Here is a 25,006-nt window from a genome sequence, read left to right as displayed (position 1 = left end):
AGTACCGGCAGAACCATCCATTACCGCGAGTATTAGATGATGAACTCAAGATCGATTTCCATCGCTCCGCGAGCCGCACTGGGCTTCTCGATTATTGCGCTTCTGGTCTTTGTCCTGGGCGGTTTCGCGCTCATGCAGATGTCGGTCATGCATCAGCGATCCAGCGAGGTCGAGCAGAACTGGGTACCCAGCCTCAATGCCCTGAGTGATGTCTCGGAAGATATCCTGCGGCTCCGTGCCGCCACCCTGCGGCTGCTGCTGAGCGAAGATCAGCAGCAGCTGCAAAGCGGCTTCGCTACGGCCCAGACACTGCGCGAAGGACTGCAGAAAGCCCAGTCGGGCTATCGAAAGCTTGTCAGCTCCGCAGAGGAGGAGCAGCAGTTTCAGCGCTTCGAAATGGCCGAGCAGGCGTACCTCGAATTGCAGCAGCAACTGACCAAGTATCTTGAAGAAGGCGATCGCTCAGCCGCACTGTCCATCGTCCACTCCGGATTGAATCAGCGTGCCGACGAGATGATCGCTGCACTGAACGAGCTGATCGCGCTCAATCGCGCGGGCGCTGCGGCGGCTGCCAAGGCCTCGAGTGAAGCTTATAGCGTTGCACAACATGGAACACTGTTGGCCATGGCGCTGGCGGCAATCGCTACCGTGATACTGGCGACCATGTTGACGCGTAGCATCGTTCGGCCGCTGGCCGATGCCGTGCAGGTCGCAGACTCGGTGGCTGAAGGTGACCTTACCGTGCAGATCGAATCCGAAGGCAATGACGAGCCTGCTCGGCTTCTCAAGGCGCTCCAGAGTATGCAGACACGCTTGCACGGTACCATCGGCCAGATTGCCCAGGCATCAAGCCAATTGGCCTCGGCGGCAGAGCAGCTTTCCACTGTCACGGAAAGCTCTGCGCGCAATCTTCACCAGCAGAGCCTTGAAATCGATCAGGCGGCTACCGCTGTTACCCAGATGAGCAGTGCGGTCGAGGAGGTTGCGCATAACGCGGCGAGCGCATCGAAGAGTTCTCAGGAGTCTGATCGCATCGCTCAGTTCGGTGATGAGCGTATTCGCCTGACGCTGTCGACCATTACGCAGTTGGCTGAAAACGTTGGCTCGACATCGTCGAACGTCGACGTGCTGGCCAGCAAGATAAACGGTATCAGCAAGGTGCTCGATGTCATCCGCAGCATCGCCGAACAGACCAACCTGCTCGCGCTGAACGCGGCTATCGAGGCTGCCCGCGCAGGCGAGGCCGGCCGCGGCTTTGCGGTGGTGGCCGATGAGGTACGCGCGCTTGCCCATAAAACCGAACAGTCCACCCGTGAAATTGAATCCATGATCGGTGACATCGAAGTGGATACCGCCAAGGCGGTTCGCTCGATGGACACCTGCAATGATCTCGCCAAGCAGACTCAGGACGTCGCCCAAGGCGCGGGATCCGCTTTGCAGCAAATCATCGAATCGGTCGCCAACATCACCGAGCGCAACCTGGTGATTGCCAGCGCTACCGAGGAACAAACCCATGTGGCGCGAGAGGTCGACCGCAATCTGGTGAACATTCGCGACCTCTCTTTACAGAACTCGGCGGGCTCGGAGCAAGCCAGCCTGGCGAGCCGCGCGCTGTCGGATCTGGCGCTCGATCTGCAAGGGACAGTGGCACGCTTCAAAGTCTAGAAACGCTTAGGCAAGGCCTGAAGCCATCGACAAGCTACCCGATCCACCAAGAGTCCCGAGCTAATGAAAGTTTCCTCACCTGCGCGCATCACCCTCTGGATGGCTTTGGTGCTGGCGGTCGGTATCACCATCAGTTGGCTGATCGAGCGTGAGCAGAGCAAGGATGTCGACAAACATGTGGTGAGGGCGCTAACCGATGCCAGCCGAGAGCTGGAAAACGATCTGTTAGCTCGCCTGCGCGTCTACGAATACCGGCTCAGGGGCATGCGCGGCGCCGTGCATATGCTCGATGCGAACAATGTCAGCACCCATCTCATGCGCCGCTACAGCCGCGGTCGTAACCTGGATAAGGAATATCCGGGCGCCCGTGGCTTTGGCTTCATTCGTCGCGTCGCGTCGGCCGATGAAGCTCAATACGTCGCGCAAATACGCCGTGGCGGACAACCCGACTTCAAGGTGAAGCAGTTCAAGACGCATGAAGGAGAGCGCTTCATCATTCAGTTCATCGATCCTGTCGAGCGCAATGCGCAGGCGATCGGGCTGGACATCGCGTCGGAGGCCTTGCGGCGGCGGGCTGCTGTCGATTCGATGCGCAACGGCCAGGCTACGCTGACAGCACCGATAACGCTTCTTCAGGATGCGGGCCAAAAGCTCAGCTCGTTCCTGTTCCTGCTGCCTGTTTATAGCACGCCGGAAATGCCTCCCGAGTCTCAGCGAGAAGCTATGGCGATTGGTTGGACTTATGCGCCTTTGGTCATGCGCGAGGTGATGGGCAACCTCAATCTGCCTGACCACCGCCTGCATCTGAAACTCTACGATGTGGCATCCGCTGGCGAGCAGCTGATCTACGAGACCCAGGAAGACGGCCCCGAGCCTGAGCTGCTGCATACCCGCTCGTTCGAGCGCGAAGTCTATGGCCGTCTCTGGCGAATCGAGGTAAGCGCGCACCCGCTTTTCGTCGATGCTGTCGACCCGACGCCACCGGGGCGTTTTTTTCTGATTGGCCTGGTGGCCAGCATTCTGTTGACCGGTCTGGTCGGCACCTTGCTGGTCGCTCGCCAACGCAAGCAGCAAGTAGCCGCTGAGCAGGGCCGCTTGGCCACCATCGTGGAGAACTCCAGTGATGCCATCATCGGTGAGGCTCTCGACGGCCGAATAATCACCTGGAATCGTGCCGCAGAGGTGATGTTCGGGTATGCCGAGGCAGAAGTGCTGGGCAGACCGCTGGCACCTCTGCTGGTACCTGCCTCGAGGCTCGCTGAGGATGAGGAGTTGCTCGAACGCATTGGTCGGGGGGACCGCGGGGCACCGTTGGAAACTCAGCGCTTGCACAAGTCGGGACGGTTGATCGACGTGACCATCACCTGCAGTTTCATCAGGGAGGCTGATGGTCGGATCCTGGGCGCGGCCAAGATGATGCACGACATCAGTGACAGCAAGCGCGTGCAGCGTTATCTGATGGAATTCAATGCCGAGCTGGAGCAGCAGGTCAGCGAGCGCACGGCCGAACTGTCTCGGGTGGCCGGGCTGTTGCAAACGGTGCTGGACGCATCATCGGAAGTGTCGATCATCGCGACCGATGTGCAGGGCGAAATCATCGTCTTCAACCGCGGCGCGCAACTGCTACTTGGCTACAGCGCAGAGGAAACCATCGGCCGCAAGAGTGTTCTCGACTTTCATCTTCAGTCTGAAATAGGCGCGCGCGTAGAGGAGCTCGCTGCAGAATATGGAGATCCTTTGGAAGATGTGGATGTGTTTCGCTACAAGCCTGACAGGGAAGGGGCCGAAACACGGCAGTGGACCTATGTCCGCAAGGACGGCTCTCAGGTCCCCGTGTCTATGGTCGTGACGCCAATTCGCATGGACTCGGGCGAGCTCAGCGGCTATCTGGGCATCGCTCAAGACATAACCGAGCGGCTACAGAGCAGCGAGCAGTTGCACGCAGCCAAAGCTCAGGCAGAGGCTGCCAACGCTGCAAAAAGTCTGTTCCTAGCCAATATGAGCCACGAAATCCGCACGCCAATGAACGCGGTAATTGGTGTCGCTCACCTGCTGCAGAACACACCATTGGACGACCAGCAGCGCATGCTGCTTGGCAAATTGCAGATCGCTGGGCGGTCGCTGCTGGGCATCATCAACGATATTCTCGATATCGCGAAAATCGAAGCCGGGGCGATGAAACTCGAGCATGCGCCTTTCAGTCCACGCCAGTTGATGGATGACCTCGTCCAGCTCTTCACCCCCCAGGCGGAACTCAAGGGGCTGCAATTTACCGTCGAAACGGCCGGGCCACTGCCAAATTTACTGCTGGGCGATGCGCTGCGAATCAATCAGATCCTCATGAACCTGATCGGCAACGCCCTCAAGTTCACCGCTAAAGGCAGCGTGAAAGTCACACTGGACTGCGACCAGCAGCGCGATGCTCGCTGCTGGCTGCATATCACGGTCGCTGATACCGGCTGTGGTATTGCCCATGACGTTGCCGAGCAGTTGTTCTCACCGTTCACGCAGGCTGATGCCTCTACAACCAGACGGTTCGGCGGAACCGGTTTGGGCCTGTCGGTAGTACGGGGCCTTGCCGAGCAAATGGGTGGGCGAGTGGGCGTGCACAGTCAGTTGGGTACTGGTAGCGAGTTCACTGTCGACTTGCCTCTGCAAATGGCGAGTGAGTCAGACGAGCATGCCAGGTCAGATAAAGCGCTCGATGTCTGGCTGCTCAGTGATGGTCTGAGTGAGGCTCAGCAACTCACTCGGATCGCCAAAGACCTTGGTTGGCGCACGACTCATGTAGAAAGTCCGACCGATTTTCAGGCGCTTCTGGAACGGCCCGACACACAGGAGCATCGCCTGCCGGACGCTTTGCTTGCCTCTCTCGACCAGGCGCAGCTACTGCGGCAGGTGATGCAACGTTGTGGCTGCGAGAGGCTGCCGCTGGTGTTGATCATGGAGCAGACGCAGCAATTGGCCATGCAACGCGAACCCCTTGAGCCTTGGCAGCGAGTAGTACCCAGCCCTGTGGACGGTGCGCGTTTGTTCAATGCCGTCAATGAGTGCCTGGTGTATCGCGATGGCGATACCACGCGGATCAATCTCGCCAGCGAGTTCGATACTTCTGTAGCCCGCTGGCTGGAGGGCATGGAGGTACTGTTGGTCGATGACAGCGCCATCAACCTTGAGGTCGCCAGCTTGCTGCTCGCCCAGCAAGGTGCCCAGGTGCAGACATGCAGCAATGGCCGTGAGGCCCTCGAACGTCTTGAGCGCCTGCCCGATCATTTCGATGCCGTACTGATGGACGTGCAGATGCCGGAAATGGATGGCTATGAAGCCACCCGCAGGCTACGCGACGATCTTGGGTTGGCTCTCCTGCCTGTGCTTGCCCTGACCGCTGGCGCCATGGCCGAGGAGCGCCAGCAGGCCCAGGCGGCGGGCATGGATGATTTCCTGACCAAGCCTCTGGAGCCTTCTGCCCTGATTCGTGCCCTACGCCTCGCTGTGGAGCGCAAGCGTGGGGGCCCGCTTCCGGTACTCGCACTGTCTTCGCCAAGAAAAGGCCCGGACGATTGGCCAAGTATCCCGGGAATTGATGGCCAGGATGTCGCGAATCGACTGGGAGATGATCAGGCTCTTTTCCTGTCTTCGCTGAAGCGGTTCTTTGCGGACTTCGTGGAGTTCGCTGACCATCGTCTCTTGTCACAGCCATCCCATGAGTTGGTAGCGCGCTTGCACAAGCTGCGTGGGACCGCGGCGTTGCTGGGAGCCAAGGAACTCGCCGCCCGCGCGGGAAATGTAGAGCAATTGCTGCGTGACGGAGCGGCCGATGCGGCGACAAGACCTGCGCTCGAGGCCTTGTTGGCCGCTTATGCCGAACTGGACGGTCACACCCGTCTGCTCCGGGATAAGGCACCCTCGTTGCCAGTGGACGATATCGATCAAACCCAGGCCCAACAGGCACTCGTCATGCTTGAAGAACAATTGCGCAACCGCGACATGGCCGCATTGGACAGCTTTGCCCATGCTGCCAGCGCCATTCGCGAAATGGCAGGCGATTCTCAAGTAGCCGAGATTTGGCAGGCAATCGACAATCTGGATTACGCGTTGGCGCTGGTGTTGCTAGACCAGGCCCGTGCCAAGAGCAAGGAGCGTTAGAACGATGGAGCGCGCTACGACGATATTGATCGTTGACGATGATGTTTCGGCTGTCCGAGCCCTCAGCAAGGCCATCTCGGGGCTTGGCCAGGTCTTGTTTGCTACCCAGGGCGACGCGGCTATGGAGTTGGCTCGTCAGCAACAGCCTGACCTCATACTGCTCGACGCGCAGATGCCAGGCATAAGCGGCTTTGAGGTCTGCCGCATTCTCAAAGGCGACCCGTCGACCAGCAACATTCCAGTGATCTTCGTCACCGCCCATACCGAAGCGAGCATGGAAGAGGAGGGGCTGGAGCTCGGCGCCGTGGATTTCATTGGCAAGCCGATCCGTCCTGCTATCGTCGCCGCGCGGGTCAAAACCCATCTTCATCTGAAGCTGGCAATGGACCGATTGAATCGCCAGGCGCAGACCGACGGCATGACGGGGCTGGCCAACAGACGTGCGCTGGATCAGTCGATCGAGCGCGAATGGCAGTCGGTGCTGCGCACGCAGCGTGCATTTTCGTTGTTGCTGCTCGATATCGATTTCTTCAAGCGCTACAACGACCACTATGGTCATCTGATGGGGGATGAATGCCTGAGTGCGGTGGCGCGTGTGCTTGCTCGCTGTGCAGAGCGCCCCATGGACCTGGCGGCACGGTATGGGGGCGAGGAGTTCGCGATCGTGCTGCCCGAAACCACGCGTGATGGCGCATGCCGGGTTGCCGACAAGGTCATCGAAAATGTACGCGCCTTGAACATTGCACATGCTAAGAGTGAGCTTGGCGTTGTGACTGTGTCGGTAGGTGTTGCGAGTTTCGATGCACAGAGCGCCGGCTGGAGCCTGCTGAATCATGTATCAGCCAACCCGCCGGGGTTGTTGTTCAGCGCCGCGCAATTGCTCAGCGTGGCAGACAGGGCGCTCTATGCCGCCAAGCAATCCGGTCGTAACAGCAGTCGTTTCGAGGCTATAGAAGCGCGAGCGCTCGATGCACCAGGCAGTCCCGCGAGCTCCAGCTGAGATGCATCTAGCGCGTAAGCCAGGCTGCAGGCGATCAAGCCTCGCTCAGATCGCTTTCGAGTTGGGGTAAGTCGCCAGATACCGCGATAGCTCATCTCTACCAGGTGCCCGATAAGGTGCGCCTGGCCCATCGCTCGGGATGAAGTAAGTGTCTGCGCTGGGGTACCTGCTCCGAGCTTTGGCAACGTTGTCCGGCGGTAGCCAAGGCAGGACTATCGAGCCCGACTGAAACGAACTGCAGCCGCATAACGAGACAAGATGCACTGTTCTTTGCCCGCCATGCCTGAGAACCGTCACCTCGTGCTCATTGAGAAGCTGCTTTGTGCCCATGGCGCCAAGAAGTTTCTCCAGAGGGACATTGAGGTTCCTCATGTCGCCAGGTACTGCCAGCAGGGTGTGGCGGTGTTTGTCCATCGCCAGGCCTAGAACTCGGACGAGTTCGTCTGGGCAAATACCGTACTTGAGGGTGTGGTGCAGCATGCTTTGCATCCTTGCGTCGGTTGATCCTGATCCTTGAAGAGCCGTGATATTAGGTAGAGCCACTAGGTCGGATGAATCGCTTTTCCGGGCGTGATTCAGCCTGTCAGGATCTGCTGGTCTTTCGCGCTGATTTGCAATGATCACTTCCCGGCTATGTGATGGCTTGAGACTAGTCAAAGCTGCCTCGCGTGAGTAGCCGCAATGAGGCTTTCTACAGGCTATGACTTTGAGTATAGTAGCCGCCCTTGTTGGGGAGTAGCCTGCTCACGGCTTTGGTCGTAGAGCGTTCGTGTCAACATTATCGGCAACATGCCGTGGCACGAACACCTGCCGGTTGGCGAGACCAACGATGCATCCACACCTAAAGTCGGGCGTGTGGGCGTGTCGTTGACTCATTAGCCCGGCTGGTAGTTAACCGTGAATCCCATCTCTCTCCTGTTCCTCGCCTTGGCGATGTCGACCGACGCCTTTGCAGCAGCCATTGGCAAAGGCGCCAGCCTTCATAAACCTCGCTTTACCGAAGCCCTGCGCACGGGCCTCATCTTTGGCGCCATCGAAGCCATCACTCCCATCATCGGCTGGTTCATCGGCCAAGCTGCCGTCAGCTTCGCAGAGGAGTGGGATCACTGGATCGCCTTCACGCTGCTCGTGCTGCTCGGCATTCATATGATCTACAACGGCTTGCAGGAGGACGAAGAGGAGCAAGAGCGTTCCGGCCAGCACTCCTTCTGGGTCCTGGCCGTCACGGCATTTGCGACCAGCATCGATGCGCTCGCCGTTGGCGTAGGCCTGGCATTCGTCGACGTCAACATCTTGGTCGCAGCAGCTGCCATCGGCGTCGCTACGGCGGTGATGGTGACCCTTGGCGTGATGCTTGGGCGTGTCTTGGGAACCGTCGTCGGCAAACGTGCCGAGGTCATTGGTGGTGTAGTGTTGATGCTGGTTGGCGCCGGCATCCTCTTTGAACATCTGTCAGCGGTGTGATCAATGAGCGAGGTGATGCGTGAACACAATCAGCCTACCGTCAGAGCTCGCCGTGTACGTTTCGCTCTTTGCGGCTGCGCGCTATTGATCGCAGCTGCTTTGGCGTTTTTTGCCTGGCAGAACTTCTACCCGGTACAGGCTTCGGAGGGCTGGCGTTATAGCGTCGCCCATGATCGATTGCCCAAGGTCGCCTCGTTGATTCCCTTGGCAGATGGGGCACTGATCCTGTCGCAGGAGCTTGATCATGGACAGGGGAGCATCGTGCAGATAGCTCCTGACGGCAGCCAGAAAACCCTATTGAACAACCTGTCCAAACCCGACGGCATGATAGCGGCTCGGGGAGGCTGGGTTTACAGCCAGGAAGCTGAAGGCGCCGTGGTGCGTTACTTCAAGGATGGCGTATCCACCGATCTCTTCACGGGCCAGAAAGTGCAAGGCTTGTGGGACGACGGTGACTACCTGTATGCGATAGAGGACCGCAAGGGGGACGGGCGGCTGCTACGTTATCGGTGGAGCGATGGTGCCCTTGAGACGGTCCGTGATCACCTCGACGAAGCGGAGTCCGTCACGCGCTGCGGCGATGGCAGGATGCTCTACACGGAAAAGCAGAAGGGCGTGGTACGTCAGTTGACCGACGATGGAAGCGATCCTGTCTTACTGGACAACCTGAACCAACCTACGTACCTGCTGTGCGACCGGCGCGGACTATGGATCGGCGAAGACGCCACGCACCGTGCGCGTCTTCTGCTGCTCGACTCACAGGGGCGCCTGCAGACCGTACTGTCTTTCCTGAAGGCTCCCCAGATGCTTACGCCTACGCCCCAAGGCACTTACCTGCTTGCAGAGGGGGGCCGGGATCGAATCCTTGAGATCACGCCGCCAGGCGGTGATGACGATCACGCTCAGTAGCGCTCGTCATCCGCTCGGTGATGCATTTCATTGCCTGGGAGATATCTGCCCCAGGCAAAAGTAACCGCCTTGGATGTGCCTCAGACTACGAAGCGAGTCACCAGCTGGTTCAGATTGATGGCCAGCTGGGACATCTCGCCACAAGCGCTGGCTGTTTGGCTGGCGCCTGCGGCGCTCTGCGAAGCAAGATCACGAATACGCAGAAGGTTCTGATCCACCTCACGCGCAACATGCGATTGCTCTTCAGATGCAGTGGCAATCTGCAGGTTGCGCTCATTGATGTGGGTGATCGCCGTTGCGATTTGATCCAGGGAGCTGCTTGCCTCCTGCGCGATGTCCAGGGATTGGTTGGCCAGGTCACGGCTGGTGCCCATCGCCTGAACAGCGTGTTCGGAATCAGTCTGAATGGCCGCAATCATCTGCTCGATTTCCTGGGTCGACATCTGGGTGCGATGCGCCAATGCCCTGACTTCGTCAGCGACCACTGCGAAGCCACGCCCCTGTTCACCAGCTCGGGCCGCTTCGATTGCGGCGTTCAAGGCCAGGAGGTTGGTCTGTTCTGCGATACCGCGGATGACTTCCACGACCTTGGAGATATTCTGCGCACGATCCGACAGCCCCTGGATCTGTTCGCTCGTCTGTTCCACGTTGCCGCTCAGGCGCTGGATCGATTTCAGCGTCTGCGACACTCGCTCCAAACCGGACTCGGTGAAGCCCTGCGTGCGCTTGGATTCTTCTGAGGCTGACTCGGCGTTGCGGGCTACTTCATCGACGGCAGCGCTCATTTCCGTGACGGCCGTCGCGGCCTGATTGACCTCGTCATTCTGCGCGACCATGCCGCGGCTGGAGGCCTCTGTGACGGCTGTCATTTCCTCGGCGGCTGAAGCCAGCTGGGTCGAAGAGTCCGAGATCTGCACGATCGTATGGCGCAGGTTCTGCTGCATCTGCGCGAGCGCCTGGAGGAGCCTGCCTGCTTCGTCGGTCCCGCTTACGTGCACTTCCTTGGACAGGTTGCTGCCTGCGATTCGCTCTGCAACGGTCAGTGCATCGTTTATCGGCGCGGTAATGCTCCTGACCAGCAAGGCCGCAAGAGCAATGGTCAACAGCACTACGGCGATGACTATGCCGATAGTAAGCGTCAGACCCGACGAATAGATTTCAGCCGCAGTCTTGCCGGCTTGCTCAGCGCCCTTGTTGTTAAAGTCGGTGAGGTCCTTGATCTGCTCTTCCATCTTGTTTGTCAGTGGGCGAATGCCTGTGCTGATAAGACTCACAGCTGAGGGGATGTCCCCGGCCCTCATCATGGGTTCCAGCAGGTCCAACTGCTTGGCATAGGCCTCGGCGCTGCCCCTCACCACGTTAAATAGGGTGCGCTCGGTATCGCTGGCGATAAGCGGCTCATAGTTTGCGACAGCATCCGTTAAGGCCTTGCGGTACCCGGGGAAGCTTTCGATGGTGCGCTGGATGCTTTTGGGATCAGCCAAACCACGTTGGGTTTCAAGCCTCAGCCGAAGCGTAGCCGCGTTCATGACCCCCGTTTGGCGCACACTGGCCATCCAGTTCTGCTCAACGTCTATTTCTATATCGCGCAGCTTGCCCATCTGTAGAACGGCGACCACACCGAGCACGAAAACGAGCCCTACGATTAGTGTAAAGAAGAGTGCCGCGCGTGGAGCTAGGTTGAGATTTCTAAGGCTCATGGGAAAATTCCGGATGTTGAAGGCGGATGGCCTGAATGAGCTATCGGCCTTGCCCTAGAAATATTTAGATACCTGCGGCCGCTTCCGACAGGCTGCAATGGCGCACGCAAGCAGTTGAGCCTTCTCTGTAGGGCCTTATCGGCATCGTCTATCAGTTTGCCAATCTTCGAGGCTCCACCGGCTGGATAACTCGTCCAGCCGGGTATCTTCGGCTTCAGTGTTTCAGTAGCTGATCCAGTGCATCGGGCTTGCCATGAATCGCGAAACGATCAACCAGCGTAGCGCTGGCTTGATTGAGCCCCACGAGGTCAACTTCGGTGCCAGCACCTCGGAACTTCAGCACTACTTTGTCCAGCGCGCCGACTGCAGTGATGTCCCAGAAATGAGCATCGGTCAGGTCGATGACGACATTTTCCAGCGATTCTCTTGTATCGAATGCCTCAACGAATTGGTCGGCAGATGCGAAGAACACCTGGCCAATAACCTGGTAGCGACGGGTGCCATTGATAAGTTCCGAGTCGATGGCCAGCAGCCGGCCAATTTTGTTCGCGAAGAACATGGCGGCGAGCAAAACGCCGGCGAGCACGCCATAGGCCAGGTTGTGCGTCCAGACCACCGTTACTACCGTCACGATCATCACAAGGTTGGTAGAGAGGGGATATTTCTGCAGGTCTCGCAGCGATGCCCAGCTGAACGTGCCGATAGACACCATGATCATCACTGCAACGAGCGCAGCCATTGGGATCTGGCTGACCCAGTCGCTGAGAAATACCACCATCACCAATAACACGACGCCTGCAGTCAATGATGAAAGTCGGCCTCGCCCGCCAGACTTAACGTTGATGATCGACTGCCCGATCATCGCGCAGCCAGCCATGCCGCCAACCAGGCCAGAGGCGATGTTGGCAATGCCCTGTCCTTTGCACTCGCGGTTCTTGTCGCTCGATGTATCGCTGAGGTCATCCACGATCGTCGCCGTCATCATCGACTCAAGAAGGCCCACTACTGCCAGCGCAGCCGAGTACGGCAAGATAATGAGCAGTGTGTCGATATTCAGAGGCACTTGGGGCCATAGGAAAATCGGCAGGGTATCGGGCAGCTCACCCATGTCGCCAACGGTGCGGATGTCCAGACCAAGCGCAATGGAGACTGCTGTCAGTACCATGATGCAGACCAGTGGAGAGGGCAGCAGGCGGCCAATAAGCGGCACGTATGGCAGCAGGTAGATGATGCCAAGACCGGCCGCGGTCATGGCATAAACATGCCAGGTAACGTTGGTGAGTTCAGGCAGTTGTGCCATGAAAATCAGGATGGCCAGTGCATTTACGAAGCCGGTTACCACCGAGCGCGATACGAAGCGCATCAAGCTACCCAGCCGTAGATACCCCGCCAAGATCTGCAGCACACCGCAAAGCAGGGTCGCTGCAAGCAGGTATTGCAAGCCATGCTCCTTGACCAATGTGACCATGAGAAGCGCCATCGCCCCGGTTGCGGCCGAAATCATGCCTGGCCTACCGCCTACAAAGGCGATGACGACAGCAATAGAGAACGATGCGTAGAGGCCGACTTTCGGGTCGACGCCAGCAATGATCGAAAAAGCGATCGCCTCCGGAATCAGGGCCAAGGCGACGACGATACCGGCGAGCACATCGCCTCGGATGTTGAAAAACCAGGTGTTTTGCAGTTTTTTGAGCATAGGAATCCCACAGATAGACCGCACAGGCGGCGCGAAGGCGCAGCACTAGGCGATACAGGTTCAAATTTTCAGTGGTTGTGGGCTGAGCGAGGAGTCAAATCATGCGCGCAGCAGAGGGTGCCGCATTCGAGGCGAGCGGCAAGGTGACGCGAGGGGGCGGGGCTTTATGGCGGCGTAGGCAGCCAGAGGTGTTTAGAAGGGCTAGTCACGTTGAACGACTATCGAATTCAATTCTGGAATGGAAAATTTACACATTTTGTAATGGCCAGGGAAGATGGAGGCATATAGCTAGCGGGTGTGTGTGGCCCCCCAGGGCCCCAAATGCTTGGCTTTTAGCTGGCGGAACAACCGGTATTGCTTCTTCCTGGCGGACACTTTCCTGAAGGTATCTTCCGGTTGCTGGCCTATACCCCCCTGAGCACTCACTAGAAATGGGTAATTTTATATGTGAATATCCGCATATTCGATTTTCCATGTGCACTTCTACTTATGCTGACTCCACCTGAAGCCTTCAAATGTCTGGCAGACGAGACCAGGGCCCGCGCGATCCTGTTGATTGCCGAGCATGGCGAGCTTTGCGTCTGTGAATTGATGTGCGCACTGCAGGACAATCAGTCCAAGATCAGCCGCCATCTGGCCCAGCTGCGAGCAGCCGGTGTGCTGCTGGATCGTCGGCAGGGACAGTGGGTGTATTACCGACTCAATCCCGACCTTCCTGCGTGGTTCAAGGAGGTGCTGCGCATTACCTGCGAAGGCAACGCGGCCTGGCTGAGCGATAGCACGTCCCGCCTGAGCACGATGGATGGACGCCCGCAGCGCGCTGCCAGTTGCTGCTGAGGCCTGCCGGTTTTTTGAGACCTTCCTTTAAGCCCGCTAATGGCGGCAGGAGTCAGCAATGCGAGTGCTGTTCATGTGTACGGCCAATAGTTGCCGGAGCATCCTTTCCGAGGCGATGTTCAACCACATCGCGCCTCAGGGTTTCGAGGCCGTGAGTGCCGGCAGTTTCCCCAAGGGGCAAGTGCTACCCCGCAGCCTGCAAACGCTACAAGAGGCAGCTATATCTACCGCGGGCTTGAGCAGCAAGGGGAACGATGCCTTCGAGGCGAACCCGCCGGATATCGTCATCACCGTGTGTGACAAGGCCGCGGGTGAAGCATGCCCGGTTTACTTCGGCCCGGCGCTCAAGGCGCATTGGGGGTTGGCAGATCCTTCCGACGTACAGGGCGACGACGCCGATATTTCAGCCGCCTTCAAGGCGACGCTTGCGCAGATCGAACGGCGGTGCCGCGCGTTTCTGGCGCTGCCTTTTGCCGACTTGAGCCGCGATGAACTCAAGCGCGCGCTGGATCGCATTGGCCGACTCTGAGGACTCCTTGCATGACCACTGAACTTCCCAACCTCGAACACGGCCTGATCGGCCAGTTCTCCCAGCAGATCGCACCCAGCGCTCACAAACCACGCATCCTGCTGCTGCACGGCTCCACCCGTGAGCGCAGCTTCAGCCGGCTGTTGGTCGAGGAGGCGGCGCGGTTGCTGCAACACTTTGGAGCCGAGACCCGTATCTTCGATCCATCGGGCCTGCCGCTGCCCGATTACGCACCGGTTGAGCATCCCAAGGTTCAGGAGCTGCGGGACCTGGTGATGTGGTCGGAAGGGCAGGTCTGGTGCTCGCCGGAGCGGCATGGCGCCATGTCCGCGGTATTCAAGGCGCAGATCGACTGGATTCCCCTGGCGCTGGGGGCTATCCGGCCCAGCCAGGGCAAGACGCTCGCCGTGATGCAGGTTTGCGGCGGTTCGCAGTCGTTCAACGTGGTCAACCAGCTGCGCGTACTCGGGCGCTGGATGAGGATGTTCACCATCCCCAACCAGTCCTCGGTACCCAAGGCATTCACGGAGTTCGACGCTGAGGGGCGGATGAAGCCGTCTGCCTATTACGACCGGGTGGTCGATGTGATGGAGGAACTAATGAGGTTCACCCTGTTGCTGCGCGACCAGAAGGACTTTCTCGTGGATCGCTACTCCGAGCGCAAGGAAACCGCGGAGCAACTTTCCGTCCGCGTTAATCAACGTTCAATCTGAGGTGCCGGAGAGTGATTGACGTGAGACTGGCATCCGCGTCGGATGCCGAGGCAATCCAGGCCATCTATTCACCTGTGGTGCTGAATACCGCCATCTCGTTCGAAGAGATCTCTCCGTCAGTGGAGGATATGCGTAGGCGGATTGTGGCGACGCTTGAGACCTACCCCTACCTGGTCGCCGAGCAGGCAGGCGCCGTGGTCGGCTATGCCTACGCCAGCCAGCACCGCGCCCGGGCAGCGTACCGCTGGGCCGTGGATGTCACGGTGTACATTGCAGAAGATGCACGTCGCCAGGGCGTTGGGCGGCGTTTGTATGAAGCTCTGCTGCCGATGCTCGGCGCGTTGGGCTACCGCAGCGTCTATGCGGGTATTGCCCTGCCGAACGATGGCAGCGTCGGGCTTCATGAGCGCCTCGGCTTCTGCCACATCGGCACCTTTCCGCGGGTTGGCTACAAACATGGCGCCTGGCATGACGTGGGCTACTGGCTACTCGAGCAGGGCGAAACTTCAGCGCCTCCGCGTGAGCCAATTGCTCTTGCTACTTACCTTGCAGGCCGTGACGAAGGTTTTCGCTGAAAGCGGTCTAGTGCAATTGCAAACCTATGAAGCCGGCGTGATCCCATACGCCACTCGATGATTCCTGCCAGGAGATTTAGATGCTTGTTGCGGCTGCCGTATTCGTCTTCACACTGGTTCTGGTCATCTGGCAACCCAAAGGGCTTGGCGTCGGCTGGAGCGCGACGATTGGCGCGGTTCTGGCGCTCGGTGTCGGTGCGGTAACCCTGCAGGACATTCCCACGGTGTGGGCGGTGGTATGGAATGCCACGGCGGCGTTCGTGGCGATCATCATCATCAGCCTGCTTCTGGACGAGGCCGGGTTCTTCACCTGGGCGGCGCTGCATGTGGCGCGCTGGGCCGGCGGCAGCGGCCCGCGTCTGTTCGCTTTCGTAGTGCTGCTGGGCGCTGCCGTTTCCGCGGTGTTCGCCAATGATGGGGCGGCACTGATTCTCACACCCATCGTCATGTCGCTGCTCGTCGCACTGCGTTTTTCCAGCGCGGCGACCCTGGCATTCGTCATGGCCGCGGGCTTCATCGCCGATACCGCCAGCCTGCCGCTGGTGGTATCGAACCTGGTCAACATCGTGTCCGCCGACTTCTTCAAGTTGGGCGTGGCCGATTATGCGGCGGTGATGCTGCCGGTGAACCTGGTCAGCGTATCGGCGACCCTGGCGGTGCTGTACCTGTATTTTCGCCGCAGCATTCCGGCTACCTATCAGGCAACGGAGCTGCAGGCGCCAAGCGAGGCGATTCGCGACCGCACCACCTTCATCTATGGCTGGTGGGTGCTGGCCTTCCTGCTGATCGGCATTTTTGCGCTCGAGCCCATGGGCGTGCCGATCAGCGCCGTAGCCGCGTTGTGCGCCGTGGTGCTGCTCGCCGTCGCGGCAAAGGGGCATGTGATCTCGACGCGCCGTGTGATGCGCGAAGCGCCCTGGCAGATCGTGATCTTCTCCCTGGGCATGTACCTGGTCGTGTACGGGCTTAGCAATGCCGGCCTGAGCCGCTACCTGGCCACGCTGCTCGACCGGCTTGCCGAGCAGGGGCTGTGGGCGGCTGCCCTGGGCACCGGGTTTCTGGCGGCGCTGCTGTCGTCGGTGATGAACAACCTGCCCAGCGTACTGATCGGTGCGCTGTCCATCGAGGCGAGCCAGAGCAGCGGCATCGTGCGCGAGGCGATGATCTACGCCAACATCATCGGCTGCGACCTGGGCCCCAAGATCACGCCTATCGGTAGCCTGGCCACGCTGCTGTGGCTGCATGTGCTGCAGCGCAAGGGCCTGCGCATCACCTGGGGTTACTACTTCAAGGTCGGCGCCTTGCTGACGGTGCCGGTGCTGCTGGTCACCCTGTCGGCGCTGGCGTTGCGCCTGAGTATCTAGCGGTGCAAACTGGCGTTCTAGTAGCGGCTATGCGCGGGCGTTCGGTGATTAGATCACGGCCTGGGCTGTAGGCACGAAACGCTCGATGTCGATGGTGTCGATCTGCTCCGGTTGCAGATGGCGTTCGGCGTAGCGCATCGGCATTTCGCTGCGCAGGAACAGGGCGAACAGGTCGGCATCGATATGCCCGTTGTCGCGCAGGCGGGCGAGAATCTCGATGGATTCGGAGAGGGTCTTGGCCTGCTTGTAGGGGCGGTCGGCGGCGGTCAGTGCTTCGAAGATATCGGCAATGGCCATGATGCGCGCCGGGATCGACAGCTGGTTCTTGTCCAGCTTGCGCGGGTAACCGGTGCCGAGCAGGGTTTCATGGTGGGTGCCGGCGTATTCCGGTACGCGCTTGAGGTTGGAGGGCAGCGGCAGGTTTTCCAGCATGACGATGGTCTGGATGATGTGCTCGTTGATCTTGAAACGCTCTTCGGCGGTCAGGGTGCCCTTGCTGATGCTCAGATTGTAGAGCTCGCCGTGGTTATAGAGGTGCTCCGGCACGCTGATCTGGAAGCCGTACTTGGGGTCGAAATCCTTGGTTTCCGGCCGCGGGAAAATGTGCTGCGGCTTGTCGGCCAGCAGCCGCTCGCGCGCTGGCAGCGGCTCGGTGGGCAGTTCGGCAACGCGCATCAGCTCGGCTTGCGACAAACCAAGGCGGTCATCGAAATGCCGCAGCCAAGTCCGCTCGGCGGCCTTTTGCAGGGTGCCGGCGTGCTCGGGGTTCATCAGCTCGCTGCCGATGTTGCAGCCGGCGATAAAGGCGAATTCGTCCTGCAGTGCCTGGGCGGTCGCCTGGTACTGAGCATCGGCTTGCGCGCGGTCGTGGCCATCGAGCAATTGCTGCAGGCGTTCGACCTGGGCATCGCGCAGCAGCACCTCGAAGCGCATGCGCACCTCGTGGATGCGGTTGTAGATGGTTTCCAGCTTGGTGGCCTTGTCGACCACATGCTCGGGCGTGGTGATCTTGCCGCAGTCGTGCAGCCAGGCACCGATACGGAATTCGCGCCATTCATCTGCCGTGGTGAAGCGGAAACTGGCCAGCGGCCCTTCGTTCACTTCACTGGCGGCCTCGGCGAGCATCATCGCCAACTCCGGCACCCGTTCGCAGTGGGCGCCGGTGTACGGGCTCTTGGCGTCGATGGCGCCGGCAAGAATCTCGATCATGCCGTCGATCAGCGCCCGCTGGGAGTCGATCAGGTTGTGGTTTTCCAGCGCCACGGCGGCCTGGGAGGCGAGGGCGCCGATAAAGGCCACCACCGGCGGCGAGAAGGCGATGACCTCGCCGGTCTCGACATCCAGGGCGTTCATGAACTGCAGCACGCCGATCACTTCGCCGCCGCGTGGCGCCAGCGGCACGGTGAGCATGGAAACGGTGTGAAAGCCCGACTCACTGTCGAAATTGCGGGTGCCGCTCAGATCGAAGCGGCTTTCGCCGTACACGTCGTCGATCACCACAGTTTCGTTGTGCAGCGCCGCGTAGGTGGAGACGTGCCGCTCGTTGGGCAGGCCGGTGTGCGGGTCGTGCAGGGGAATCTCGACCGTCGGCAGCTCATCGTCCATCGAGCGCAGGGCGAAGCGCAGCGTGCCGTGCTCGGTCTTCAGGTACATGGTCGCCGCCTGGGCGTTACAGGTGCGCTTGCCCTGCATGAGGATGTGGCGCAGCAGCGCGTCGCGATCGCGCTCCGAAGACAGCAGCAGACCGTTCTCCACCAGGCTGGCAAGCTTTAGCTGTGAGGCTTGCAGCGCCTGGGTCTGGCTTTGCAGCGCGTCCTTCATCTCGATGTGGTTGCGGTTGAGGGTTTCGATCTCGGCGAACAGCGAGGCCGGCGGCAGTTCGCCGGAGAAATCCATCTGACGAATTTTTTGCGTGTCCTGCACCAGCAGGTCGATGGTGCGATCTATGCTCTGCATACCGCCCAGCACCAGCGGCATCGTGCACAGCAGGATACTGACGGACAGGCCCAGCACCAGCAGTGGAGGAGCACCCAGCGTCAGGGCGAGCAGCGGCGCCAACTGCAGAAGCAGGAACAGGCCGACTACCAGGCTCCTGCTTCTGAACCGTAGTCGGAATCGCTGCTTGATTTGCCCTGATGACATACTGCAACCTGCGCTACGGTCCCATCGCGTATTTCACGTACCATCCGACCAGGCAACGGTGCTGCGTCTGGATGTGCAACGCTCAGTTCGACTCAGGGAATGAGATTAAAAAAGGAGAGTACTGTGTTTGCACCTTTCAGGATATGGCCACTTGCTGGCGTATTGCTAGCTACTTCACTTTTCGCCGCGGAACCTGGCTCGTCGATCGGCTACGTGATGAAGGTGCAGGGGGAGGCTAGCGTCACCCGCGACGGCGCGACGGTGCCTGCGACGATCGGCATGCCGCTGTACGTCGGCAGCACGGTGAAGACCGGTCCGGCGGGCTCCATGGGCGTGACCCTGGAGGACAACACGGTGATGTCCTTCGGCCCCAACAGCGAGCTGACCCTGGACGAATTCATCTTCGACCCGGCCCAGGACGATCTGAAACTGAGCGCCAAGATCACCCACGGCACGCTGGATTACATTTCCGGCACCATCGCCAAGCTCAAGCCCCAGGCCGTCGAGATCAACACCCCGACCGGCACCATTGGCGTGCGCGGCACGCACTTTCTCGTCAAGGTGGATTGAGCTCGCATGTTTGCCAATCCGTTGCGCCTGATCGGTCTGTTGCTCTGCGCTCTGCTGGCCAGCGGCTGCGCGTCGAAATCCTACGTGGTGCTGGTGGAAAGCCCGGACGGCAGTACCGGCGCCATCGAGGTCAAGACCAACAAGGGCATGACCCGCGTCGACCAGAAAGGTTATGCGGTCAATCTCGATGGCAGCAGCGCCGCGCCGTTCCAGGTCGAGCAGCCCAGGTTCGAGAAGGATTTCTCCGCCGCCCGCGCCGCTCAGCCAGCGCTGCCGAAAAGCTACCTGCTGTATTTTAGGACCGGCGGCGCCAAGCTGACTGCGAAATCCCAGGCGGAAATCCCCGAGATCCTGCAGACCGTGCGTGACCGCGGGCCGTCGGCGGTTTCGGTGATCGGCCATACCGACACCGTCGGCAGCAAGATCGATAACGAGGATCTGGGCCTGCTCCGTGCCCGGGCCATCGCCCGACAGCTGCAGGATAACGGCCTGCAGGCGATTGAGCTGGTGGTGACCTCCCACGGCGAAGGCAACCTGCTGGTGAAAACCCCGGACAACACGCCGGAGCCTGCCAACCGCCGGGTGGAAATCACCATCCGCTGAGGCTCACTTGCTGGCCATCACCAACCGGTTGCCGTGCTCGCCACTGCGCAGGCGCTGCAGGTGATAGGCCACCAGCCCATCTTTGGGGCGCTGCGCGGCCAGCGCCTCGAATGCCGCCAGTGCCTCGGGCGCGCCGCTTGCCAGCAGGTGGTAGGCCGCTTCGTAATCCTCATCACAGTCATTCATCGGCACGGTCATCGCCTCCAGCGGCTCGAACACTGCGACGGCCTCGGCCTTGCCCTTGAGCAATACCTCTCCGACCGGGCGCATCGGCACCTCGGGGCAGTGCTCGCGGATCGCGCTGGACACGCAGAGCAGGGTGCCGACCTGCCCGTTCAGGCTCTCCAGGCGCGAGGTGGTGTTCACCGGATCGCCGAGTGCGCGGTAATCGAAGATCACCGAGCCACCGAAGTTGCCGACCACTACCTCACCGCTGTGCACGGCGATGCGTGTGTGGCCAAAGGTGATGCCGCGTTCGGCCAGGGCGGCGACGTAACCCTGGGCGAAACGGTTGATCTCCAGGGCGCAGGCCAGGGCGCGGCGTTGGTGGTCGGCCTGGGGGATCGGCGCCGAGAACATGATCGCTACCGCGTCGCCGACGATGCGATCCAGGGTGCCCTCATGGCGAAAGGCGATGCTGATCACCTGTTCCAGGTAATCATTGAGCAGGCTGACCGCCGCTTCCGGTTTCTGACGCTCCATCATCGTGGTGAAGCCGGTGATGTCGGTGAACACGAAGCTGCAGCTTTGCCGCTGCCCGCCGAGTGCCAGCTGCTCTGGGTGCGCTACCAGATGATTGACCAGGTTGGGCGACACGTAGCGCGAGAAGGCTTCCTGAATCCAGCGTTGCTCACGCTCGGCGGCCATATGGCGCACGATGCTGGCCGCGCCGTAGACCAGCAGCAGACCCAGTGACGGGGTGAACAGGTCGAGCAGCATGCGATGAGCCACGAAGCCGTACCAGGCCGCCGCATTCAGCAGCACTACCAGGGCCAGCATCAGCAGCGCCGACAACAGGGCCCGTGCGTACAGCCCCAGCAAACCCAGTATTAGGCCGCCCAGCAGCAGAGCTAGGCCTTCCACTGTCGTCGTCCAGCCGGGGCGCAGAAGCAAGGTGTCGGTCAGCACCTGTTCCAGGGCCTGTGCGTGCACCTCGACACCGGGAATGATCCCGCCCAGGGGGCTGAAACGCAGATCCTGCAGTCCCTGGGCCGAGGTGCCAACCAGGATGATGCTGCCCTCGACCGGTGGCGCCGAGCCGTCCAGCACCTGCCAGGCGGGAATACTGCGACTCGCCTGGGGCCGGGTGAAATACACCCACAGCTCGCCACTGGCTGCGGTGGGAATCTGCAGTCGTCCGATATCCACGCGCTGCACGCCCGCGTCGCTGCTAATCAGCCGGTAGCGCCCCGTGCGCTGCGCCACACGCAATGCCTCGGCCACCAGCGAGGGGCGCAGTTCGCCGTTCAGCGATACGAACAGCGGCACCCGGCGCACCACGCCATCGGCATCGGGCCGGAAGGTCATGGCGCCGATGCCGCGGGCGGCCTGTTCCAGCTGCGGCAGTGGCCGCGCGGCGCCCTGGAAGGCGGGCGCGAAAGCCAGCGGCGGTGGGCCTTGCTGCACCAGGCCGAAGCGGCTCAACGGTGGCCCGCCATCACGGGGGCTCTGCTCGGCGGCGAAACCGAGCACCACATTGCTGTTTTTGAGCACCTCGGCGAACTGTTCGTCATGGTCCGGCAGGGCCGCCAGTTGGCTGGCCAGCGTCGGCGGCAGCAGGTTGCCGCGCAGCAGTTGTTCGGGGGAGGTGCGGTCTGGCTCGGCGAACAGCACGTCGAACACCACCGCTGCCGCGCCGGCCTGCTCGAGGCGCTTAACCATGTCTGCCACCTGGGTACGCGGCCAGGGCCACTGGCCGATACGCTTGAGGCTCTCCTCGTCCAGGTCGACAACGCGCACCGGCGCTTCCTGATAAACCCGCGGCTGCAGGCGTTGATACTGATCGAACACTGCGTTACGAGCCTTCTGCACTGGCACCGGGTCGAGCAGGAACACCACGCAAAGGCCCAGCAGCATGGCCAGGCAGAAGGCGCCGCCGGAGGAAATCAAGCGAGGTCTAGGCACGCGGCAAGGCTCCGGGAGGTGAGAGGCAGAAGGTGCATTGGATTACTGTGTACGGGCTGGGCCAGCGTAGCATTTCGGAACGCCATGAGATGTGCGCCCATTAGGGCCATCAGGTATGCAGATGATTGGCCGTCAGGTTTAAAGTAGCGGCGAACGCCCACTCGAACTGATGGATTGTGCTTCAGGGCCGACCCGAATAGCGAAACATTCGAACCGACCGCCTACCGCAGGAGTATCCGCAATGCATGAGCCCCTTTCGACAGGTATTCGCGTGGACGGCGACGTGGTGGCCTTTCCCGTGCACTTCATGCGCGGCGGCACCTCGACCGGCCTGGTGATCGACGAGCGCTTCGCGCCCCAGGACATCGCCTTGCGCGAAGAACTGCTGCGCCACCTGATGGGCGTGCCGCTGCACGGCGAGCTGCCTGGCAACCGCCAGCTCACCGGCTTGGGCCGCGGCCCGGCGACCAGCAACAAGGTGTTCTTCGTCGAGCTGGAAAACGCCGAGGGCCAGTTGCGTCTGGTCAGCACGCTGGCACAACTGGCCGCCAGCCACTCGGCCATCGACTGGAGCGTGAACTGCGGCAACATGTCGTCGGCACTGCCGCTGTGGGCGCTGGACATGGGCCTGGCTGACGGCGTGAGCGGTGATTTCGAGATCGATATCCGCAACACCAACACCGGCGTGATCACCACCGGGCGGGTGCTGCGCGACGCCGACAACGCCCTGCGCAAGGTGGCGATTCCCGGCGTGCCCGGGCAGTTTCCAGGCGTGGACCTGTTCCTGCATCACCCGGTCGGTGCCAAGACCGGTGCCTTGCTGCCGACCGGCAATGCGCTCGACGAGATTCTCGGGCACCCGGTGTCCTGCGTGGATGTGGCGGTGCCGATGGTGATCATCGAGGCGGCGTCCTTCGGCAAGACGGCGCGCGAGCCGCTCGCCGAGCTGGAGGCCGATGGCGCCTTCATGCAGGCGCTGCGCGACGTGTGGATCGAGGCGGGGCTGCGCATGGGCCTGAAAAAACGCAGTGGCGAGCCGATGAGCCGCGACGACATCAGCCGCAGCGAGACCATCCCCAAGGTGTGCATCATCGGCCCGGCCGCGAACGGCGGCACGCTCTCGGTACGCTACTTCACCCCGCAAACCCTGCACGCCTCGATGGCCGTGTCCGGCGGCTGCTGCCTGGCCGCTGCCACGTTGATACCGGGCACCGTGGCCGCCCGCCTGGCCGCCGCCACGCCGCAGGTCGGCGAGCAGTTCGCCGAATACGCGGTAGCCATGGAAAACCCCGCCGGTGTCCTCGACGCCACGGTGGTGGCCCGCGATACCGGCGCCGGGCTGGAGGTCAGAACCGTGGCCTACCGCCGCAGTGCTCAGGTGCTGCAGCGCGGGCATGTGCCGCTGTACAACGCTTCGCAGGAGTTGGCGGCGGCGTTGCTGGCGTTGAGGTAGCGTCAGCGCATCACCAACCGCTCCGGCATTTCCCAACCGCCGCCCAGCGCCCTGAAGGCAGCGATGGCGGCGCGGGCCGATTCGGTCTGGGCTTGCGCCCTGGCGTCGGAGGTGCGCAGCAGGGTCTGGTCGGCGTTGAGCACGTCGATCAGGCTGGCGGCGCCGTTCTGATAGGCGATGAATGAAGACTGCCGGGCGCTCGCCAGGGAGGTTTCGCCGGCTGTCAGGGTGGCCGCCTGGGTTCCGCGGTTGACCAGCGCCGAGAAGGCATTCTCCACATCCTCGCTGGCCATCAGCACGGACTGTCTATAGGCAGCGAGCGCTTCGGCTTCCCGGCCCTTGGCGCTGTCGATCTGGGCGTTGATACGCCCGAAGTCGAACAGCCGCCAGCGCAGGCCCAGCACGCCTGCCGATTGCGCGGCGCCAGCGCTGAACAGGTTGCCGCTTTGCGTGGTGGCACTGCCGAGCAGGGCGCTGAGTGAGAATTTCGGGTAGTACTCGCTGATCGCCTCGCCGATACGCGCATTGGCGGCGACCAGTCGGCGCTCCGCGGCGATCAGGTCCGGCCGGCGGCGCAGCAGGTCAGCAGGCGTGCCCGTAGCGGTGAGCTGCGGCGCACGTGGAACGGCGCCTGCGTTGGCGAGTTCGGCGCGGTGGGTGCCCGGCGCGCTGCCGAGCATCACGTCCATCGCGTTCATGGCTGCATCGAGGCCCGTCTGCAAGACCGGCACGCTGGCCCTGACTTGCGAGAGCTCGCCCTCGGTCTGTTGCACCTGATAATCGGCGGCCAGGCCGCGCGCGTGCAGCAGGCGCACCTTCTCCAGCAACGCCTGCTGGGTGTCGATCTGCCGCTCGGCAATCGCCAGGCGCGCCTGCAGGCCGCGGATGCTGGTGTAGATGTCGGCGGTTTGCGCGGCAACCGCCAGCCGGGTGGCGACGACGCCGGCTTCGGATGCCTGGTAATCCGCCAGGGCGGCTTCCCTGCCTCGGCGTAGCCCGCCGAATACATCCAGTTCCCAGCTCGCTTCGAGGTTGGCCTCGTAGCTATTACCATAGCGGTCGTAGCCCGGCGTGGCGTCCAGCACCCGGCCCTGGGGCGTTTCCACCGATTGATAGGCACGTGCGGCCTGGCCGTTGACCGTGGCCGAGGGAAGCAGCGCTGCATTGGCAGCGCCCAGGCCGGCGCGGGCTTGCAGGACGCGGGCCTGGGCCTGGGCGATGTCGAGGTTCTGCGCCAGGGCTTGGTCGATCAACGCACTCAGCTGGGCGTCGCCGAAGCCCTCCCACCAGCGGGCGTAACTGGCGGGTGCCGGCGCGGCTCGCCGCTCCACGGCGGCCTGCCCGAGGTAATGGTCGGCCAGTGGCGCGTCCGGGCGATGGTAATCCGGGCCGACCGCGCATCCCGCCGCCAGGCTGGTGCTGATCACGAGGGCAAGGGGGCGCATGGCAGGCATGGGGATTCTCGTAGGCGAAAATAGATAGTGACCATATTATGGATTGGTCACTTGCTGTCAAT

Annotated in this window: 18 protein-coding genes, 1 pseudogene and 1 riboswitch; of the genes and pseudogenes, 14 read left to right on the top strand and 5 right to left on the bottom strand. The window is 61.4% G+C overall.

The features are described from left to right. Positions 1-36: 36 nt before the first annotated feature. The 6 genes and pseudogenes from PVA39_RS23500 to PVA39_RS15755 form a co-directional block, all read left to right on the top strand. Positions 37-807 (top strand): annotated as a pseudogene (locus PVA39_RS23500) (MCP four helix bundle domain-containing protein); the annotation flags it as partial. Further along, positions 802-1,665 (top strand): methyl-accepting chemotaxis protein, encoded by an 864-nt coding sequence (locus PVA39_RS23495; RefSeq protein WP_443200974.1) that lies wholly within the window; start codon positions 802-804, stop codon positions 1,663-1,665. The pseudogene PVA39_RS23500 and the gene PVA39_RS23495, both read left to right, overlap by 6 nt. Positions 1,666-1,728: 63 nt before the next feature. Beyond that, positions 1,729-5,811, top strand: a complete 4,083-nt coding sequence (locus PVA39_RS15770) for a CHASE domain-containing hybrid sensor histidine kinase/response regulator (protein ID WP_274124838.1) — start codon at positions 1,729-1,731, stop codon at positions 5,809-5,811. Between the two features lie 4 nt (positions 5,812-5,815). Continuing rightward, positions 5,816-6,811: a diguanylate cyclase gene (locus PVA39_RS15765; RefSeq protein WP_274124837.1), complete on the top strand. Its 996-nt coding sequence runs from the start codon at positions 5,816-5,818 to the stop codon at positions 6,809-6,811. A gap of 723 nt (positions 6,812-7,534) precedes the next feature. Beyond that, a riboswitch (yybP-ykoY riboswitch) is annotated at positions 7,535-7,700 on the top strand. An 8-nt stretch (positions 7,701-7,708) separates the two neighbouring features. Continuing rightward, positions 7,709-8,275, top strand: coding sequence for a manganese efflux pump MntP (gene mntP / locus PVA39_RS15760; RefSeq protein ID WP_274124836.1), 567 nt, complete (start codon positions 7,709-7,711; stop codon positions 8,273-8,275). Positions 8,276-8,278: 3 nt separating this feature from the next. Beyond that, the gene (locus tag PVA39_RS15755; protein WP_274124835.1) at positions 8,279-9,184 is read left to right on the top strand and encodes a hypothetical protein; all 906 of its coding nucleotides are present in this window, start codon (positions 8,279-8,281) and stop codon (positions 9,182-9,184) included. Between the two features lie 80 nt (positions 9,185-9,264). Here the strand turns inward: PVA39_RS15755 and PVA39_RS15750 are convergent, their stop codons facing one another. Next, positions 9,265-10,884, bottom strand: coding sequence for a methyl-accepting chemotaxis protein (locus tag PVA39_RS15750; protein ID WP_274124834.1), 1,620 nt, complete (start codon positions 10,882-10,884; stop codon positions 9,265-9,267). A 214-nt stretch (positions 10,885-11,098) separates the two neighbouring features. Continuing rightward, the gene (locus tag PVA39_RS15745; protein WP_274124833.1) at positions 11,099-12,580 is read right to left on the bottom strand and encodes a SulP family inorganic anion transporter; all 1,482 of its coding nucleotides are present in this window, start codon (positions 12,578-12,580) and stop codon (positions 11,099-11,101) included. 489 nt (positions 12,581-13,069) lie between these two features. On the opposite strand from PVA39_RS15745, the gene PVA39_RS15740 reads away from it, so the two are divergent. From PVA39_RS15740 to PVA39_RS15720, 5 genes are all read left to right on the top strand, one after another. Beyond that, positions 13,070-13,417 (top strand): metalloregulator ArsR/SmtB family transcription factor, encoded by a 348-nt coding sequence (locus tag PVA39_RS15740; RefSeq protein WP_274124997.1) that lies wholly within the window; start codon positions 13,070-13,072, stop codon positions 13,415-13,417. A gap of 58 nt (positions 13,418-13,475) precedes the next feature. Continuing rightward, positions 13,476-13,946 carry an arsenate reductase ArsC gene (locus PVA39_RS15735; protein ID WP_274124832.1) on the top strand — a complete coding sequence of 157 codons (471 nt, stop codon included), beginning with the start codon at positions 13,476-13,478 and terminating at the stop codon, positions 13,944-13,946. 11 nt (positions 13,947-13,957) lie between these two features. Then, complete coding sequence (gene arsH, locus PVA39_RS15730) at positions 13,958-14,659, top strand: arsenical resistance protein ArsH (protein WP_274124831.1); 702 nt, start codon at positions 13,958-13,960, stop codon at positions 14,657-14,659. Between the two features lie 11 nt (positions 14,660-14,670). Then, positions 14,671-15,234, top strand: a complete 564-nt coding sequence (locus PVA39_RS15725; RefSeq protein WP_274124830.1) for an arsinothricin resistance N-acetyltransferase ArsN1 family B — start codon at positions 14,671-14,673, stop codon at positions 15,232-15,234. A gap of 80 nt (positions 15,235-15,314) precedes the next feature. Next, a complete protein-coding gene (locus PVA39_RS15720; protein ID WP_274124829.1) occupies positions 15,315-16,598 on the top strand; it encodes an arsenic transporter in 1,284 nt (427 codons plus the stop codon). 48 nt (positions 16,599-16,646) lie between these two features. Here the strand turns inward: PVA39_RS15720 and PVA39_RS15715 are convergent, their stop codons facing one another. Beyond that, on the bottom strand, positions 16,647-18,740 hold the full coding sequence (locus PVA39_RS15715; protein WP_274124828.1) for an HD domain-containing phosphohydrolase: 2,094 nt from the start codon (positions 18,738-18,740) through the stop codon (positions 16,647-16,649). A 216-nt stretch (positions 18,741-18,956) separates the two neighbouring features. Here PVA39_RS15715 and PVA39_RS15710 point away from each other — a divergent pair, with 216 nt between their 5' ends. Both PVA39_RS15710 and PVA39_RS15705 read left to right on the top strand, forming a co-directional pair. Beyond that, on the top strand, positions 18,957-19,310 hold the full coding sequence (locus tag PVA39_RS15710) for a FecR family protein (protein ID WP_274124996.1): 354 nt from the start codon (positions 18,957-18,959) through the stop codon (positions 19,308-19,310). Between the two features lie 6 nt (positions 19,311-19,316). After that, complete coding sequence (locus PVA39_RS15705) at positions 19,317-19,913, top strand: OmpA family protein (protein ID WP_274124827.1); 597 nt, start codon at positions 19,317-19,319, stop codon at positions 19,911-19,913. Between the two features lie 3 nt (positions 19,914-19,916). Here the strand turns inward: PVA39_RS15705 and PVA39_RS15700 are convergent, their stop codons facing one another. Further along, a complete protein-coding gene (locus PVA39_RS15700; protein ID WP_274124826.1) occupies positions 19,917-22,037 on the bottom strand; it encodes a CHASE2 domain-containing protein in 2,121 nt (706 codons plus the stop codon). Between the two features lie 241 nt (positions 22,038-22,278). On the opposite strand from PVA39_RS15700, the gene PVA39_RS15695 reads away from it, so the two are divergent. Continuing rightward, positions 22,279-23,490, top strand: a complete 1,212-nt coding sequence (locus PVA39_RS15695) for a PrpF domain-containing protein (RefSeq protein WP_274124825.1) — start codon at positions 22,279-22,281, stop codon at positions 23,488-23,490. 2 nt (positions 23,491-23,492) lie between these two features. On the opposite strand, the gene PVA39_RS15690 is transcribed toward PVA39_RS15695, so the two are convergent. Next, on the bottom strand, positions 23,493-24,944 hold the full coding sequence (locus tag PVA39_RS15690; RefSeq protein WP_274124824.1) for an efflux transporter outer membrane subunit: 1,452 nt from the start codon (positions 24,942-24,944) through the stop codon (positions 23,493-23,495). Between the last annotated feature and the right edge of the window lie 62 nt (positions 24,945-25,006).

The sequence above is a fragment of the Pseudomonas sp. CNPSo 3701 genome (assembly GCF_028674975.1).
Lineage (GTDB): Bacteria > Pseudomonadota > Gammaproteobacteria > Pseudomonadales > Pseudomonadaceae > Aquipseudomonas > Aquipseudomonas straminea.
This window is presented reverse-complemented; position numbering and strand designations above follow the sequence as displayed.